Annotated in this window: 16 protein-coding genes; 9 read left to right on the top strand and 7 right to left on the bottom strand. The window is 69.9% G+C overall.

Annotated features, from left to right (window positions below):
• Positions 1-127 precede the first annotated feature (127 nt).
• The 8 genes from KM933_RS00235 (at position 128) to KM933_RS00200 (ending at position 7,864) form a co-directional block, all read left to right on the top strand.
• Positions 128-511, top strand: a complete 384-nt coding sequence (locus KM933_RS00235; protein WP_221347677.1) for a winged helix-turn-helix transcriptional regulator — start codon at positions 128-130, stop codon at positions 509-511.
• Positions 512-1,355: 844 nt separating this feature from the next.
• Positions 1,356-2,129: an isoprenyl transferase gene (locus KM933_RS00230; protein WP_221347676.1), complete on the top strand. Its 774-nt coding sequence runs from the start codon at positions 1,356-1,358 to the stop codon at positions 2,127-2,129.
• Positions 2,130-2,550: 421 nt separating this feature from the next.
• Positions 2,551-3,876 carry an RNA 5'-3' helicase PhoH2 gene (gene phoH2, locus KM933_RS00225; protein WP_221347675.1) on the top strand — a complete coding sequence of 442 codons (1,326 nt, stop codon included), beginning with the start codon at positions 2,551-2,553 and terminating at the stop codon, positions 3,874-3,876.
• A 478-nt stretch (positions 3,877-4,354) separates the two neighbouring features.
• Positions 4,355-5,077: an aggregation-promoting factor C-terminal-like domain-containing protein gene (locus KM933_RS00220; RefSeq protein ID WP_488269378.1), complete on the top strand. Its 723-nt coding sequence runs from the start codon at positions 4,355-4,357 to the stop codon at positions 5,075-5,077.
• Positions 5,078-5,202: 125 nt separating this feature from the next.
• The gene (locus KM933_RS00215) at positions 5,203-6,603 is read left to right on the top strand and encodes an AI-2E family transporter (protein ID WP_221347673.1); all 1,401 of its coding nucleotides are present in this window, start codon (positions 5,203-5,205) and stop codon (positions 6,601-6,603) included.
• A 106-nt stretch (positions 6,604-6,709) separates the two neighbouring features.
• Positions 6,710-7,240, top strand: coding sequence for a glycoside hydrolase family 25 domain-containing protein (locus tag KM933_RS00210; protein ID WP_221347672.1), 531 nt, complete (start codon positions 6,710-6,712; stop codon positions 7,238-7,240).
• Entirely contained in the window at positions 7,231-7,647 is a 417-nt protein-coding gene (locus tag KM933_RS00205) for a hypothetical protein (protein WP_221347671.1), read from the top strand. The genes KM933_RS00210 and KM933_RS00205 overlap by 10 nt, the downstream gene beginning before the upstream one ends.
• A 4-nt stretch (positions 7,648-7,651) precedes the next feature.
• The gene (locus tag KM933_RS00200; RefSeq protein ID WP_221347670.1) at positions 7,652-7,864 is read left to right on the top strand and encodes a hypothetical protein; all 213 of its coding nucleotides are present in this window, start codon (positions 7,652-7,654) and stop codon (positions 7,862-7,864) included.
• Positions 7,865-8,234: 370 nt separating this feature from the next.
• Here KM933_RS00200 and KM933_RS00195 read toward each other — a convergent pair whose 3' ends face one another.
• From KM933_RS00195 to KM933_RS00165, 7 genes are all read right to left on the bottom strand, one after another.
• Positions 8,235-8,768, bottom strand: coding sequence for an alkyl hydroperoxide reductase (locus tag KM933_RS00195; RefSeq protein ID WP_221347669.1), 534 nt, complete (start codon positions 8,766-8,768; stop codon positions 8,235-8,237).
• Between the two features lie 3 nt (positions 8,769-8,771).
• Positions 8,772-8,951 carry a hypothetical protein gene (locus tag KM933_RS00190; RefSeq protein WP_221347668.1) on the bottom strand — a complete coding sequence of 60 codons (180 nt, stop codon included), beginning with the start codon at positions 8,949-8,951 and terminating at the stop codon, positions 8,772-8,774.
• A gap of 232 nt (positions 8,952-9,183) precedes the next feature.
• Positions 9,184-11,484, bottom strand: coding sequence for an ABC transporter permease (locus tag KM933_RS00185; protein ID WP_221347866.1), 2,301 nt, complete (start codon positions 11,482-11,484; stop codon positions 9,184-9,186).
• Between the two features lie 113 nt (positions 11,485-11,597).
• Positions 11,598-12,284, bottom strand: a complete 687-nt coding sequence (locus KM933_RS00180) for an ABC transporter ATP-binding protein (RefSeq protein ID WP_221347667.1) — start codon at positions 12,282-12,284, stop codon at positions 11,598-11,600.
• Positions 12,281-12,805 carry a PadR family transcriptional regulator gene (locus KM933_RS00175; RefSeq protein ID WP_221347666.1) on the bottom strand — a complete coding sequence of 175 codons (525 nt, stop codon included), beginning with the start codon at positions 12,803-12,805 and terminating at the stop codon, positions 12,281-12,283. Before KM933_RS00175 ends, KM933_RS00180 begins: the two co-directional genes overlap by 4 nt.
• 187 nt (positions 12,806-12,992) lie before the next feature.
• Complete coding sequence (locus KM933_RS00170; RefSeq protein WP_430727253.1) at positions 12,993-13,295, bottom strand: type II toxin-antitoxin system antitoxin; 303 nt, start codon at positions 13,293-13,295, stop codon at positions 12,993-12,995.
• Positions 13,241-14,188 (bottom strand): SPFH domain-containing protein, encoded by a 948-nt coding sequence (locus KM933_RS00165; protein WP_221347664.1) that lies wholly within the window; start codon positions 14,186-14,188, stop codon positions 13,241-13,243. The genes KM933_RS00170 and KM933_RS00165 overlap by 55 nt, the downstream gene beginning before the upstream one ends.
• A gap of 258 nt (positions 14,189-14,446) precedes the next feature.
• Between KM933_RS00165 and KM933_RS00160 the strand changes: the two genes are divergently transcribed.
• Positions 14,447-16,768, top strand: a complete 2,322-nt coding sequence (locus KM933_RS00160; protein ID WP_221347663.1) for a transglycosylase domain-containing protein — start codon at positions 14,447-14,449, stop codon at positions 16,766-16,768.
• Positions 16,769-16,772: the final 4 nt, after the last annotated feature.

The following is a 16,772-nucleotide window of genomic DNA, read 5'->3' as shown; positions in this document are numbered from 1 at the left end:
CCCGGGACGGTCGCCCTTTTCCGCGCGCACCCGCCCCGGCCCATGTGATCCTCGGTGTCGTGGCGGCCGTGCCGGACCCGGACGAGGCCGGGTCCGGCACGCTGCCCGTTCTCGGGAGGAGTTGACCGTGCCGAAGGGCAAGGGCCCCTACAGCTGTGGCCTGGACGCGGCCGTGGACGTCGTGGGCGGCAAGTGGAAACCGCTGATCCTCTGGGCGTTGCACGACGCCGGGACGCTGCGTTTCGGGGAACTGCGCCGGAACGTCCCGGGGGTGAGCGAGAAGGTGCTGAGCCAGCAGGTGCGCGAGCTGGAGGCGGACGGCGTGGTGCACCGCGAGGTGTACGGGGAGGTGCCGCCCCGCGTCGAGTACTCGCTGACCGAGCTGGGACAGGCGCTGAACACCGCCCTGCTGCCACTGGGCGAATGGGGCGAACGACACATGCGGGAAATTATCTACCGTAAACACCCAGAATTGAATGAAGGGTCGTCAGTCGTCGCTCAAGCTGGGTGAGGAGGCCGCGAAAATCCTTGGAACGCACACAAGGTTTCCACATCGTTATGCCGATTGGCTCATTCCGCTCCTCGCGGTCGCGTACCTTCGAACGAAGGCAATTCGCGCCAGCAAAGCTGTGCGGAGTGGCGCCGCGCGGTGGAGGGGGCCGCGCGGCGCCTGCCGCCCCCTCCGGTCCGACCCGGTGGCGCGGAAGGCCCGGCCGGGCGGGTGCGACCCGGCCGTGTCACTCTTGGGGCGTACGTCCGAGGCGGATGGGCCAATGCCTCATATTCCCGTGCGAACCCTCTGGTTCTCTTCGAATTCTCCTCGTCCACCTTGGAATCCGCTGCGATCCGGCCATGATCTGCCCCTGAATGAACGTTTCGACACTCACTCTGGCGTCGCTGGGCGACTCCGGAGAGTAGTTGTGGGGTGCTGATGCGCGCAGCATCCCTCACGAAGGGTTATGGTGGAAACCCCCCCTCGGGCCGGTCCGTCTCCCCCCCCACGGACCGGCCCGTTTTTTGTGCGCTCCCGCGCACCCGGCGTACGGGCCGGAGCCGCCGTCGTACCGCACCGCCCCGACTCCGCTCCGGGCTCCGGTCCGGCTCCGCCTCGACTTCCGCCTCAGGTTCCGCTTCGGCTTCCGTTTCGGACCCCGCGCCCGGGTTCCGTTTCGGACCCCGCGCCCGGGTTCCGCTCCGGACCCCGCGCCCGGGTTCGCTCCGGGGCCCGCGGCCGGCTCCGCCCCCCGCCCGTCCGTCGGCCCGGAGGCCTTGCACCCCAAGGGGGAAGGGCGCTCCGGCGGCTGTAGGGTGTCGCCCTCGGAGACTGCCATCTGCACGGAGGGGCTGACGGAAACGTGAACCTGCGCGACAACCTGCGCCGCTTGCTGGTCAGGTTCTACACACGCAGGGTGGAAGGCCACCTTGACCACGACCAGGTGCCCAAGCACATCGGGGTCATCGTGGACGGAAACCGGCGCTGGGCGAAGGCGGCGGGCAGCACCGCCGCCCAGGGGCACCGGGCCGGAGCGGACAAGATCGAGGAGTTCCTCGGCTGGTGCTCCGAGACCGACGTCGAGGTCGTCACCCTCTGGCTGTTGTCCACGGACAACTTCGACCGGCCCCAGGAAGAGCTCGTACCGCTGCTCGACATCATCGAGAACGTCGTGACCTCCCTCGCCGCCGACGGCCGCTGGCGCGTGCACCACGTGGGCGCGCCGGACATCCTGCCCTCGCAGATGCAGACCGCCCTCAAGGAGGCCGAGGAGTCCACCGCGCACATCGACGGGATACTCGTCAATGTCGCCATCGGTTACGGCGGACGCCAGGAGATCGCCGACGCCGTACGGCTGATGCTCCTCGACCACGCCGACAAGGGCACGTCGATGGAGGAGCTCGCCGAGAGCGTCGATGTCGAGATGATCGGCAAGCACCTCTACACCAGCGACCAGCCCGACCCCGACCTCGTGATCCGTACGAGCGGCGAACAGCGGCTGTCCGGGTTCATGCTCTGGCAGACGGCGCACTCCGAGTACTACTTCTGCGAGGTCTTCTGGCCGGCCTTCCGCAAGGTCGACTTCCTGCGCGCGATGCGCGACTACGCGGCCCGCCACCGCCGCTTCGGCGGCTGACGGACCGTCACGGGGGCGGCTGCGGGCGGATCTCCCGGAGCGTCCCCCGGGGCGCTCCCGGGGGATCCCCTGAGACGCCCCCTGGGGCGGGCGTGGGGCCAGGGGTTGGTCCTTTGGGGTGGAAGTAATGAGGAGTTCACCAGGGCGCCGTCGTGTGTGCTGGCATGGCACGGCGCGTTCGAGGGCATAAACCCTCCAGGTCGACGCCCGAACCACGGGTGTCGGATCTCAGCGGACGGCACGGGGCCGTCCGCCCGGGAGGCCCTTTGCACCAGCGCGACCGTGCGGTCAGTACGGACGAGGCGGAGGGCCGGTTCACGGCCCGTGCAGGGGTGCCGGAAACCGGCCGGGATCGTTCCCGCCCTCCTCCCAGCTTCTTCTCCGTCGCTCCCCGACCTCATCCGAGGGGGTACGTCCTTCCGTGGTGACCAGCACAAAGCGCCGTATGCCAGACCGGCGCACCTATGTTCTCGACACCAGCGTCCTGCTGGCCGACCCGCACGCCATGAACCGCTTCGACGAGCACGAAGTCGTGCTGCCGATCGTCGTGGTCACGGAATTGGAGGCCAAGCGGCACCATCCCGAACTCGGCTACTTCGCCCGGCAGGCCCTGCGCCTGCTCGACGAGTTCCGGGTGAAGTACGGCCGTCTCGACGCCCCCATCCCCACCGGGGAACTGGGCGGAACGGTCCGTGTCGAGCTCAATCACTCGGACCCCGGCGTGCTGCCCAGCGGCTACCGCCTGGGGGACAACGACTCCCGCATCCTCGCGGTCGCCCGAAACCTGCAGGCGGAGGGATTCGACGTCACGGTCGTGTCCAAGGACCTCCCGCTGCGGATCAAGGCATCCTCGGTCGGGCTCCTCGCCGAGGAGTACCGCGCGGAACTCGCCATCACGGGCTCCTCCGGCTGGACCGGAATGTCCGAACTGACCCTGCCCGCCGAGCAGGTGGACCTCCTCTTCGACGAGGAGAGCCTGTACATCCCCGAAGTGTCCGAACTGCCCGTCCACACGGGTCTGATGATCCAGTCCGAGCGCGGCAAGGCGCTCGGGCGCGTGACGGCCGAGGGCAACGTCCGGCTCGTCCGCGGCGACCGGGAGGCCTTCGGCATCAAGGGCCGCAGCGCGGAGCAGCGCATCGCCCTCGACCTGCTCCTCGACCCGGACATCGGGATCGTGTCGATGGGCGGCCGGGCCGGCACCGGAAAGTCGGCGCTCGCCCTGTGCGCGGGTCTGGAGGCCGTGCTGGAGCGGCGCCAGCACAAGAAGGTGATGGTCTTCCGGCCGCTGTACGCGGTCGGCGGGCAGGAGCTCGGCTATCTGCCCGGCTCCGAGTCCGAGAAGATGGGCCCCTGGGCGCAGGCGGTCTTCGACACCCTCTCCGCGGTCACCAGCCGCGAGGTCATCGAGGAGGTCACCGCACGCGGGATGCTGGAGGTCCTGCCGCTCACGCACATCCGCGGCCGCTCCCTGCACGACGCCTTCGTGATCGTGGACGAGGCGCAGTCCCTGGAACGGAACGTCCTGCTGACCGTCCTGTCCCGGATCGGGGCCAACTCGCGGGTCGTCCTGACCCACGACGTGGCCCAGCGGGACAACCTCAGGGTCGGCCGGTACGACGGGGTCGTGGCCGTCGTCGAGAAGCTGAAGGGCCATCCGCTCTTCGCGCACATCACGCTCACCAGGTCCGAACGGTCCCAGATCGCGGCCCTCGTGACCGAAATGCTGGAGGACGGACACATCTGACCCTGTCTGCCTCGCTCGCCCGTTCCTTCTGGGGTGTCCGGCAAGCCCGGTCTGTCCAGGTTCTTCAACGGGTGACGGAGGCGCCGTAGTTGGTACGGTCGACACCGTCCGGCAAAGGTGAAGAGCCTAGCCGGGCGGTGTCTTCGTGCGTGCTTGTTTCCGGAAAACTTCCGGGGCAAACGAAGTGTGAGCTTTCACACCCGGCACAGAATTGCCTCCCGGTGTCGCGGTGCGGCAGAGTCTCACTCCTGTCAGGCCCCGCATACGACACACCTGTACCCCCAGCGGCACAGCACGCAGCAGCACCAGAACTCCATAACGCCGTCGTATGCCGCCCGAGCACCACGCGGCGCTCCCCGCAGGGGAGTTGCCCACCGGGCCCGTGCCTCCCGTGACCCCGCAGTTGGGAGGCCTGTGCCAGGGGCACGATTGCGTCCGCGAGGGTCACCTGTAGCGGTCGATGCTGGAAGGAAACCGTGTGAGCCGGATTTCGGTCCGTGGGCTCGCAGTGGCCTCGGCCACCGCAGTCACCGCTGTCGGCGCCGTAACGGGCGTCGCCTCGGGCAGCACCTCGTCCTCGGGCGACGACGCCGAGGCGACGGCGAGCGGCGCGACGCTCCTCGCGGACATCCCCGCGGGTGCGCAGGCGCAGGTGCAGACCGCCTCCCTGGCACAGCAGGCCGACTCCCAGGCCATCGCGGCGGACGCGACCGCGAGGAAGGACGCCGAGGCAGCCGCGCGCAAGCAGGCCGCCAAGGACGCGATCGCCAAGCAGAAGGCCGCGGAGGAAGCGAAGGAGGCGGAGGCCGCGGCGAAGAAGGCGGAGGAGCGCAAGAAGGAAGAGCTCAAGACCGCCAGCCGCTCGGCCCCCCGCGCCTCGGCCAGCAGCTTCCCGGTGCAGTCCTCGTACACCGTCGCGCAGGTCCAGGAGATGGCGCGCCAGCTGGTCCCGGCGGACCAGTTCCAGTGCTTCAGCAACATCGTGGACCACGAGTCCAGCTGGAACTACAGGGCGGACAACCCCACCTCCGACGCGTACGGTCTGGTGCAGGCGCTGCCGGGTTCCAAGATGTCCTCGGCCGGTGCCGACTGGGCGACGAACCCGGCCACCCAGATCAAGTGGGGCCTCAGCTACATGGACGGCCGGTACGGCAGCCCGTGCGGTGCCTGGAGCTTCTGGCAGGCGAACAACTGGTACTGAGCCGGTATCGACTCAACTCCGCGGAGCCCTTCACCGTCCTACGGTGAGGGGCTCCCGCCATGTACGGTCGAGGCCGACGACTCCAGGGGGGAGTGGTGGGGAGCAACGGGGGAAGAGGACGGTTCATGTCGCGAGTGCCAGGGTTGTTCGGCCGGATCGGTGCCGGGCTCACCCGAGTGGGAGAGCGGTTGGACGCGCGCCGCGCGGCCGCCGACGAGGACGACGCCGACGGCCTCGGCAAGGACCGGCCGGACGGGGCGGGCGGCCGACCGGTGTCATCCGCTCCCGGCGGTTTCGCGGGCGCCCCCCGTCCCGATCCGGCCGCCGCCGTCCCGTGGGGGGTGCGGGTCGCCGCCGAGGCCGGCTGGCGGCTGCTCGTCCTCGCGGGCACCGTCTGGGTGCTGATGCGCGTCATCAGCGCCGTCCAGCTCGTCGTCCTCGCCTTCGTCGCCGCACTGCTCGTCACCGCGCTGCTCCAGCCCACGGTCGCCCGGCTGCGCGGGTACGGGGTGCCGCGCGGGCTCGCCACCGCGCTCACCGCCATCCTCGGCTTCGTCGTCATGGGGCTGGTCGGCTGGTTCGTGGTCTGGCAGGTCATGGAGAACATCGACGACCTCTCCACCCAGATCCAGGACGGCATCGACGAGCTTCAGCGGTGGCTGCTGAACAGCCCGTTCCATGTCACCGAGGCACAGATCAAGGACACGGCCGAGAGCCTGCGCGAGGCGGTCGGGGCGAACACCGAGGAGATCACGTCCGCCGGGCTCGAAGGCGTCACCGTCATCGTCGAGGCGCTCACCGGCATCCTCCTCACGATGTTCTCCACACTCTTCCTCCTCTACGACGGCAAGCGCATCTGGGAGTGGACGCTCAGGCTGGTCCCGGCGGCGGCGCGTCCCGGAGTGGCGGGGGCGGGGCCGCGGGCCTGGCGCACGCTGACCGCCTACGTCCGCGGCACGGTGATAGTCGCCCTGATCGACGCCATCTTCATCGGACTGGGCATCTTCTTCCTCGACGTCCCGATGGCCGTCCCGCTCGCCGTCTTCATCTTCCTGTTCGCCTTCATCCCGCTGGTGGGTGCCGTGGTCTCCGGCGCGCTGGCGGTGGTGGTCGCGCTCGTCACGCAGGGCGTCTTCACGGCGGTCATGACACTGATCGTGGTGCTCGTCGTGCAGCAGATCGAGGGGCACATCCTGCAGCCGTTCATCCTCGGGCGGGCGGTGCGGGTGCATCCGCTCGCCGTCGTGCTGTCCGTCGCGGCGGGCGGCGTCGTCGCGGGGATCGGCGGAGCGGTGGTCGCCGTGCCGCTCGTCGCGGTCACGAACACCGTGGTCGGATATCTGCGCTCGCACTCCCAGGCAGCGGCACTCCACGACTCGCCGGATCCGGTGACGCCGACGGAGGTGGCCCGGATGGAAGCAGCACGGGTGGAGGCAGCGCAGGCGGAGGCAGTGCAGGCGGAGGCAGCACAGGCGGAGGCAGCGCAGGTGGAACAGCCCTCCACGGACACACCGTCGTCCGGATGACGCGCTGACTCCTCTCCCCGGAAGAAGACTCCATTCACACCTACAGTGATCAAGCATCACAGGGGCAAGGTTCACCCCCTGATTCACGCGGCACTGTTCGGGGGAGATGTCCCAGGCGTCCCAGGTCGGCATCAACACGATGATGCGGGACATGGGCCTTTCCGCGACCTGCCTCGACGGCACGGTACGCCCGAAGGCACTCAAGGCGCTGTTGGCCATGGACGCCTATGTGTTCCTGTCCGGCGGGCCGGAGCAGATCCGCTTCATGCAGCAGTTGCTCAACGGCCGCTACCTTGAGAGGTCGACCTTCTGCACCGGTCCGTGTGACGGATTCTTCTCCCGGGGCCCCGGCACCTGGGCGCATTTGCTCGTCTCCTACGGAAACCCCGACCGAGAAGGTGTCACCGCCTGTGACCCCCGGTTCACCGTTACTCCTCGGCGTGCAGAAGCCCTTTACAAGGCGAAATACTATGCTGTCGGCCGCTACCTGGACGAGCCAGCCGGAAGCACGTTGAACAAGGAGATCCAGTCGGGCGGGCGAGGTGTTGCAGAAACTTATCCACCAGCAGGTGGCGCGCCGGGCGAAGTTCTTTGCCGTGCAGAAAGCAGAGAAGAGGTGAACTTCACATGTTCTTGATGGGCGCGTTGCTGGCTGCAAGTCTGGTCACTGCGGCGGTGGGCATCGTGGTGGCCCTCATCCTGCTGAGCCACCCGCCGTCGTACGTTCCCAGAATTTACGCGCTTGTCGTCCTGATTCTGATTTCCTCTGCGGTGGCGGTGTACTGCTACGGCTGGTTCTCCGTCACCGCGGGAGGGCCGTTTCCCGAACTGTGCACGAGCTGGAACGACGCTGGCGCCGAATTGACGACCATCAAGCAACAGTATTGGCCGCTTCGAAACGCCTGTGTGTACTCCGACGGGTCGACCGTGGAGTACGTCTCGAAGTCGGTCACCGTGCTCGTGTGCCTACTGGCGGGCACCGCCCTCATCTCGGCCGGCACTTCCGTATACCTGCGTAAGCGAGTCAGGAAACTTCTGGAGTGATTTCATGAGTGTCGTCAGGTGGGGCGGCGACACGAAACGGCCCAAGGAGTCGACTTTCCTCATCGACGTCCCACCGGGCTCGGCGAAACTCGCTCTGGTCGCCGAGACCCTCAGGCAGTGGAGCATCACTCCTGGCAGGTGGGCCGGGACCCGGAACATCGAGGACCCCGAGCGCCTCGCGGTCGCGAAGAAGCTCGCCAGTAAGCAGGCGGCCTGACACCGTCCAGTGACCCGAGCTGTCACACGCTGTCACACGCGACGCGTCATCGGAACTCTGAAAGGGCTTCCGGCGGTGCGAGGCGACGGGTGACGGGTGACGGGTGAAGGGGCTTTGGTCCTGGATACACGGGACACCGGGTCCTGAGAATCTGAGAACGGACATCTCGTGGCCATGGAGAACTGTTCGCCGTAGTTCGAGGCGGACACGGCCGCGCTGTACCGGTTGCGGCCCGGGGCCACGATCAGGCAGGTCGCCGCCGATCCGGGAATCAATCCCGGCACCTTGCGGAGCCGGGTCCGGGCGTCCCGGCGTTGCGGCGCCGCTCCCGCCACAGGGCCCCGCCCACCCCGGCGGCCGGTCGGCGCGGCTACTCCGCCAGCACCGCCTCGGAGTCCAGCGTGACCCCCACCGCCTGCACGACCGCCGCGATCCTGAACGCCTCCTGGACCGTCTCCCGGTCCACCCCGGCCTTCCGCAGCACCTGTTCGTGCGAGTCGAGGCACTGCCCGCACGCGTTGATCGCGGAGACGGCGAGCGACCACAGCTCGAAGTCGACCTTCGCCACCCCGGGGTCGCCGAGCACGTTCACCCGCAGGCCGGCCCGCAGCGTCCCGTACTCCGGGTCGGAGAGCAGATGCCGGGTGCGGTGGAAGACGTTGTTCATCGCCATGGTCGCCGCGGCGGTCTTGGCCGCCGTGTAGGCCTCCGGCGAGAGCTTCGCGTTGGCCTCCTCCTCCAGCTCCCGCAGCACCCGGGGCGACCGTGAGGCGATGGCGCACGCGAGCACCGTGCCCCACAGCTGCTGCTGGGAGAGGGCGGAGTCGCCGATGACCGAACCGAGGTTCAGCCGCAGGTCCTTGGCGTAGTCCGGGATCGCGGACTTCAGCGCGTCGAGGGACACGGGTCACGCACCGGCCGGCAGCGCGACCGGACCGAGGGTCTTCTCGCCCCTGGTCCGGTCGCAGGGGCACAGCTCGGGGCGCGGGTCGGCCGTCATCGGGAAGGTCAGGCCGGTCAGGTCCGGGTGGTCCTTGCGCCGGACGTGGTGCACGAACTCGGGGAACTTGCCACCAACAGTGAGCACAGGCTCTCCTCGCGGTGGAGGAAACACCGTTCGGGCGGGTTTTCCTCATGGGCTGGACGCTCTCGATCGTGGCACAGAGCGCGTCGGTCTCGAGAGCGGCCGCACTCTGCCGCACCGATCGAAAACAGTTGTCAGCACACAGCTGTCAGCACACAGTCGTCAGCGCACAGCGGGATGCCGCGCCACCGGTGAGGACCGGTGGCGCGGCATCCCGTGCCCGTGAGCACCGCCGCTACTCCGTGCGCAGGCCGTCCGGGCGCATCAGCCTCAGCAGCGGGGGCACGCTGAGCGCTGTGACGACCAGGACCACCGCCGCCCCGATGCCGGTCATCGCGAGGACGCTCAGCCAGTCCACCGTCACCGGGACGGCCGTCATCTTCAGCAGGACTCCACCCAGGGTGAGGCCCACGATCGCGGCCAGGACCAGGCCGAGCGCGACCGGGATCGCCGTCTGCCACAGCACCGACAGGCTGAGCGTGCGGCGCCGGGTGCCGAAGGCGACCAGCGCGGACAGCAGTTTCCTGCGTTCGCGCAACTGCTCCAGCTGGGAGACCAGCAGACTCGCCCCGATCAGTGCCAGGACACAGGCCGCGCCGACGAACAGGCCGGTGCGGATGGAGTCGTAGCGCTCGGACCGCTCGGTGGCCGTGTACGTCATGGGTTCCGTGAGCGGGTCGATCCTCGCCGCGGTGTTGCGCACGTGTTCGTGCACGTCGGGGACCGCCATGTCGAGGGTGAGGAAGACCCGTCCGCTGAGGGCCGGGGCCGCCGCGGCGGGCAGCGCACCAGTGGTCATCAGGAAACCACCCCGCTCCCAGCCCGTGGGGTCCTTGCGCGGAGCGGCCTCCTTGATGCCCCCGGGCACCGTCCAGGCCGCTTCCGCGCCCTTCGTCGAGCCCTGGTAGGAGGGGTCGACGAACAGTTTCCGTCCGGCTTCGGCGAGTCGCGGGGTCTCCGTGTCGTCCTGGACGCCCCGCACGGCGAACACGTCGCCCTCCCGGCACGAGGGCAGCCTCGCCACCTCGCGCAGGGCCGCGCAGTCGCCGACGGTGAGTCCCACGGACGACACGGGGTCCAGCCGGCGGTCGCTGATGGAGGAGTCGGCCAGCGCGACGGCGCCGCGCACCCCGCGGGTCCCGGCGAGCTGCCGCCGTGCGCCCTCGGAGGAGACCTCCTTCGGTACGGACACCTCCATCTGGGCGCGCGAGAGGTCCTGGCCGGTGGACTTCGTGTAGTCGTCCTGGATACCGGCGAACAGCATCTGCAGGGCGATGGCGCCGGCCACCGCCACGGCGATCCCGTTGACCATGCGGGCCGCGGTGCCGCTGCTCAGCTGGAGCCTGCGCACGGCCAGCTGCCAGGAGACCGGGCCCGGGTTCAGCCGGGCCACCACGGACTCCACCACCCACGGCAGCAGCGCGGTGACGCCGACGAGGAGCAGGACGACGCCGCCGATCACCAGGTACTCGTTGAAGTTCCCGCTGTCGCCGCCCTTGCCGATCATCGGGGCGAGCAGGCCGAGGCCCGCCAGGGGCAGCAGCAGCCGCCACCACAGCCGGCGGCGCGCGGGCCGGGCCGTGCGCACCACGCCGAGCGGTTCGATGACCACGCCGCGCAGGGCCAGCAGCGTCACCGCGACCGCGCCCGCCGGGACCGCGACGGCGATCAGGAGGGCCAGCACGGGCGCCGGGTCCAGGTAGCTCGGGAAGACGCTGAACCCGAACAGCTCCACGGTTCCGGCGGCCTGACGGCCGAGCAGGAAGAAACCGGTCCCGAGGACGAGGCCCAGGAAGGCCCCGGCGAGCGCCTCGCCCGCCGCGATCCGGCGGGTCATCCGGCTGTCGGCGCCGACCAGCCGCAGCGCCGCGAGCCTGCGGTCGCGCCGCTCGCCGCCGAAGCGTACGGCCGCGGCGATGAAGACCCCGACCGGCATCAGCAGCACCACGAAGATCGTCAGGACGAGCAGGAGGAGGACGGGGTCCAGCTTCTCCGCCGGGGCCTTCTGCGCGTGGAAGGTGTCGATCCGCCGCACGCCTCCGTCGCCGAGCCGCGCGGCCAGGTCCTCGCCGCCCGTGTAGAAGGCGAGTTCGGCCGGGCCGATGAGGCCCGGCTCGCCGATCGTGCCGGTGATCCGGTACGGCAGCCGCTCGCGCAGCAGCGCGGCGTCCCCGGAGTCCAGCAGCTCCTTGAGCGCGGGGGACACCACCATCTCGCCCGGCGCGGGGAACCCGCTCACCCCGGGCGGCAGCGGCGCCCGCAGGCCCTCGGGCTCCAGCCGGCGGCCGCGGACGTCCAGGCCCCGGAACTCGGTGCCGGCGTTCGCGACGAGCAGGGTGTTGTCGCCCTCGGGCTTGTCGGGCGCGCCGAACACCAGGTCCATGCGCGCGTACTCGCGGTCGGACCGCGCCTGCATCACGTTCGGGACGGCGGTGGTCAGCAGCAGCAGTGCCACGCCGAGCCCCACGCCGACCCCCGTGAGCAGGACGCGCACCCAGCCCTCGCGGCCGCCGGTGAACGCGAACCTGACCCCCATGGCCAGGTCCCTGGACCACTGCACCCGTGCGGGGACGGCGCGGCGGGAGTCCTCCCGGGCGCCCGGCGCGGGGCCCGCCCCGGGCGAGGCGGCGGTGAGCTGCGGACGGGGGGTCATACGACGCGCTCCATGTCCCGGGACCTGCCGTCCCGTACGACGATCTCGCGGTCCGAGTAGGCGGCCACCCGGGTCTCGTGCGTGACGAGGACGACGGCCGCGTTGGCGGACCGGGCGGCGTCCGTGAGCAGCTCCATCACCCGCTCGCCGTTGAGCGAGTCGAGGGCGCCCGTCGGCTCGTCGGCGAACAGCACGCGCGGGCCGGTGACCAGGGAGCGGGCCACGGCGACGCGCTGGCCCTGGCCGCCCGAGACCTCGCCGGGGCGCTTGCCCCCGAGGTCGTCGACCTCCAGGCGCTCCATCCAGGACAGGGCGGTGCGCTCGGCCTCCTTGCGGGGGATGCCGTTCAGCCGCAGCGGCAGGGCCACGTTCTCGACGCAGGTCAGCTCCGGCACCAATTGGCCGAACTGGAAGACGAAGCCGAACTCGGAGCGCCGCAGCGCGCTGCGCTGCGAGTCGTTCATCGTCGCCATCTCGCGGCCGTTGTACATGATCGAGCCCGAGTCGGGCGTCACGATGCCGGCGAGGCAGTGCAGGAGGGTCGACTTGCCGGAGCCCGAGGGGCCCATCACGGCGACGACCTCGCCCGGGTGGATGGAGAACCCGGCGCCGTCCAGGGCGTGGGTGGGGCCGTACGCCTTGCGCAGGTCGTGGGCCACGAGCAGGGAGCCTGCGGGGGTCATCGGGCCACCGCCTCCGCGAGTTTGCCGAGGCGGGCGGCGGTGAGTTCGAGCCACCGCAGGTCCGCTTCGAGGTGGAAGAGGGCGTGGTCGCAGATCAGCTGGTCGGCGAGGTCGCCGTTGCGTTTGCGGTCGGTGAGGATGCGCATCATGCGCAGGTGCTCCGAGCGCTGCGTGTCGAGGATGTCGGACGCGTCGCGGTGCGTCAGGAGTGCGAGGACGACCTTCGTGTAGAGGGCCGACTGCAGGTACGGCTCCGGCTTCTCCGGCGTCGCGAGCCACTGCTGGACGTCGGTGACGCCCGCCTCGGTGATCGCGTACCGCTTCCGCTCGGGGCCGTCGCCCGCCTCGATCCCGTCGACCTCCACGAGGCCGTTCTTCAGCAGCCGGGACATCGTCGAATAGACCTGGCCGTAGTGGAGCGGCCGGTCGTGACCGAACTTCTCGTCGAAGGCCCGCTTCAGGTCGTAACCGTGGCGGGGCCCGGACTCCAGGAGCCCGAGGAGCGTGTGACCAATGGACATGCGAGCACTCTACACGGCGTGTATACACCGCATGTATACACACCGTGTAGAGCTGCATCCGGTAGGGCCGGGCGGACCGTTCCCCCGCAGGTGGACCCCGATTGTCACAATCCCGAAACCGCCCCCGGCGGCCCCGCGCCCTTCGGAGGCGGGGAACCGCGCACCCGGCCCCCGCCGGGCCGCCGGCCTACTCCTCCGCCTCCTCGGAACGCGGCGGCCGCCCCCGCCGGGGGATCGGCCCCGTCCCGCCGGGAAGCCGCCCCGCCTCCCCGAGGGCCCGCCGCAACAGGAACTCGATCTGCGCGTTGGCCGAGCGCAGCTCGTCCCCGGCCCACCGGGCCAACGCCTCGTACACCAGCGGATCCAGCCGCAGCAGCACCTGCTTCCGCTGCTGCTGCGGCCGCCGCCGCGGGGATTCCCCCTCCGCAGGAGAACTCACTGGTAGAGCGACCCGGTGTTGAGGACGGGCTGCGGTGCCCGGTCGCCGCACAGGACCACCATCAGGTTCGACACCATCGCGGCTTTCCGCTCGGAGTCCAGCTCCACGATGTCCCGCTCCGAGATCCGCGCGAGCGCCGCCTCGACCATGCCGACCGCCCCGTCCACGATCTGCCGCCGCGCGGCGACGACCGCGCCGGCCTGCTGGCGCTGGAGCATCGCGGAGGCGATCTCGGGCGCGTACGCGAGATGCGTGAAGCGGGACTCGATGATCTGCACCCCCGCCGCCTCCACGCGCGCGTGCAGCTCGACCGCCAGCTTCTCGGTGATCTCCTCCGCGTTGCCCCGCAGCGACAGGCCCTCCTCGTCGTGGGCGTCGTACGGGTACTCGATGGCGATGTGCCGCACGGCCGCCTCGGTCTGGGTGGCGACGAACTCCAGGAAGTCGTCCACCTCGAAGCTGGCCTGCGCGGTGTCCTCGACCCTCCACACCACGACGGCGGCGAGCTCGATCGGGTTGCCGTAGGCGTCGTTCACCTTCAGGACGGCCGTCTCGTGGTTGCGCACCCGTGTCGAGATCTTCGTGCGGGACGTGAGCGGGTTGACCCAGCGCAGTCCGTCCTCGCGGATCGTGCCGCGGTAGCGGCCGAAGAGCTGGACGACGCGGGCCTCGCCCGGCGCCACCATGTTCAGGCCGCACATGGCGACGAAGGCCGCGAGGGCGACCAGGATGCCGCCCGTGATGAGCGCGGCCTTGCCGCCGGTGGCGTCCACGGCGGTCGCGGCGACGACCGTCGCGGCGCCGGCCAGCAGTCCGAGGAGCCCGAGCAGCAGCGCGAGCCCGCCGCCGATGCTGTGTGCCGGGAACTCCCGTACGCGTGGGGCGGGCATCTCGGGCACGTCGGCGGCGTCCGGAGAAATGCCTGGTGAATCGTGTGTGGGCATGGGTGTCCCCCGTTTCGCGGTGCGGCCGCCCGAAGCCCGGGCGACCGTCCTGTGTCTATCTAAGTGATATCACTTTATCCGCCACGACAACCTTCCGCACCCGAGAATCGTCGGTTCCATAGGGGCAGGTGCTGATTGTCACGTCCGTAAAAGGCCGGATCGACAGACGTTTGTCCCTCACCTCGGTGTTAGTTTGCTGAGCTGACCGAAACGACGAACCTGTGAGACACGAGAGACGGAAGCGGAGCGGACGGACCCATGGGACGAGCGGACGAGAGACGAGCGCGGCAGCGTGGCAGCCACCGCGGCGCGCCCAGACGCTCGGCCAGGGCCGGCGGCAAGAGCGGCATACGCCGCTTCCTCACCTGGAAGAAGCTCCTCGGTACGTTCTTCGGCGTCTGTCTGCTCGCGATGGCGGCCTTCGTCGGGCTCTACCTGATGATCGACGTTCCCAAGGGGAACGCGGCGGCGGTGCAGCAGAGCAACATCTACAAGTACGGCGACGGCTCGACGCTCGCCCGCGACGGCGAGGTGAACCGCGAGCTGGTCGACCTGGACCAGGTCTCCAAGGACGTCCGGATGACCTTCGTCGCCGCCGAGAACAAGTCCTTCTACCAGGACTCCGGCGTCGACTTCAGGGGAACGGCCCGCGGCCTGCTCAACACGCTCTCCGGCAAGGGCAAGCAGGGCGGCTCGACGATCACCCAGCAGTACGTCAAGAACTACTACCTCACGCAGGACCAGACCGTCACGCGCAAGCTGAAGGAACTGGTCATCTCGCTGAAGGTGGACCGCCAGAAGTCCAAGGACGCCATCCTCGCCGGCTACATCAACACCAGCTACTACGGCCGTAACGCGTGGGGCATCCAGGCCGCGGCCCAGGCGTACTACCGCGTCGACGCGGACCGGCTCACGGTCGCCCAGGGCGCGTACCTCGCCGCGCTGCTCCAGGCGCCGAGCCAGTACGACTGGGCGGCCGCGAGCGACACCGGCAAGAAGCTCGTCACCGACCGCTGGAACTACGTCCTCGACAACATGGTCGAGGAGGACTGGCTCAGCCCGGCCAAGCGCGACGGCATGAAGTTCCCCGTGCCGAAGGAGCCCAAGGGCGCGCCCGGTATGCAGGGCCAGGCCGGCTACATGGCGGAGGCCGCCGACAACGCCCTGATGGAGCAGCTCGTCGCGAAGGGGACGGCCTCGGACATGAAGGAGGCCGCGGCCCTGGTCAAGGCGGGCGGCTGGACCATCACGCTGAACATCGACAAGAAGAAGCAGGCCCAGCTGGAGAAGTCGGTCAGGAGCCAGCTGACCGGCAAGCTCGACCCCGGGAAGCGGAAGGTCGACGCGAACGTCCAGGCCGGTGCCGTGTCCGTCGACCCGAAGACCGGTGCCGTCGTCGCCATGTACGGCGGCGTCGACTACGTGAAGCACTACACGAACAACGCGACGCGCCGCGACTACCAGCCCGCCTCCACCTTCAAGCCGCTGATCCTGGCCGCGGCCGTCGAGAGCAGCGCCACGACGCAGGACGGCCGGCCGATCAGGGCGAGCACGATCTACGACGGCACCAGCAAGCGTCCGGTCGTCGACGACGGGGCCAAGGTCGGCTTCTCCCCGCCGAACGAGGACGACGTCGACTACGGCGACGTCACCGTCCAGACGGCGATGAACAAGTCCATCAACTCCGTCTTCGCGCAGATGGGCGTCGACGTCGGGATGGAGGAGGTCATGAAGACCGCGGTCGAACTCGGCATGGACGTCGAGGACGCCGACGCGGTGCCCGCCCAGACCCTCGGCACCATGGGCGCGAGCCCACTGGAGATGGCCGGTGTCTACGCGACCCTCGACAACCACGGCAAGAAGGTCACCCCGACCCTCGTGAAGTCGGTCGAGCACAAGGACCGCACGGTCAGCTTCCCGGACGCGATCGGCGAGCAGGTCATCAGCCGGGGGACGGCGGACACCGTCACCTCGGTGCTGACGGGCGTGGTCGACGACGGCACGGCCCGGACGTCCGTGCGCGAGAACCCGGCCCGCGGCAGCCAGCTGGTCGCCGGCAAGACCGGCACCTCCGACTGCAACAAGTCGGCCTGGTTCACCGGTTACACACCGAAGCTCGTCACTGCGGTGGGCGTCTTCGGCGAGGCGGCCGAGGCGGGCACGACCCGGTGCGGCAAGGAGAAGCCGGTCGAGGTCAAGGCGTTCAGCCAGGTCACGCTGCAGGGCGCGGCCGGCGGCGGCCGCGTCAACGGTGGTGGCTTCCCGGCGCAGATCTGGGCGGCGTACACCTTCGGCGTGATGGACGGCGTCTCCAGGTTCGACCTGCAGACGGACCAGGGCGCGGCCGTACGGCCCACCCCGACCCCGTCGGCCACCCCGGCGCCGCCGACCCCGTCGGAGGAACCGTCCTCCGAGGAGCCGACGACGAAGCCCCCCACGTCCAGCGCTCCGGCGGAGAGCTCCCCCGAGGCGTCCCCGTCGGACGACGAGTCGCCGTCCCCGTCGACGAGCCCGTCGACCTCACCCTCGGACGACACGGAACCCTCGGAGGACCCGGACGACCCCCAGCCGGCCCAGTAACCAC

Source organism: Streptomyces beigongshangae, from assembly GCF_019710745.1.
Taxonomy (GTDB): Bacteria; Actinomycetota; Actinomycetes; order Streptomycetales; family Streptomycetaceae; genus Streptomyces; species Streptomyces beigongshangae.
The sequence above is the reverse complement of the archived record's forward strand: the minus strand, read 5'-3'. Positions and strand labels throughout refer to the sequence as shown.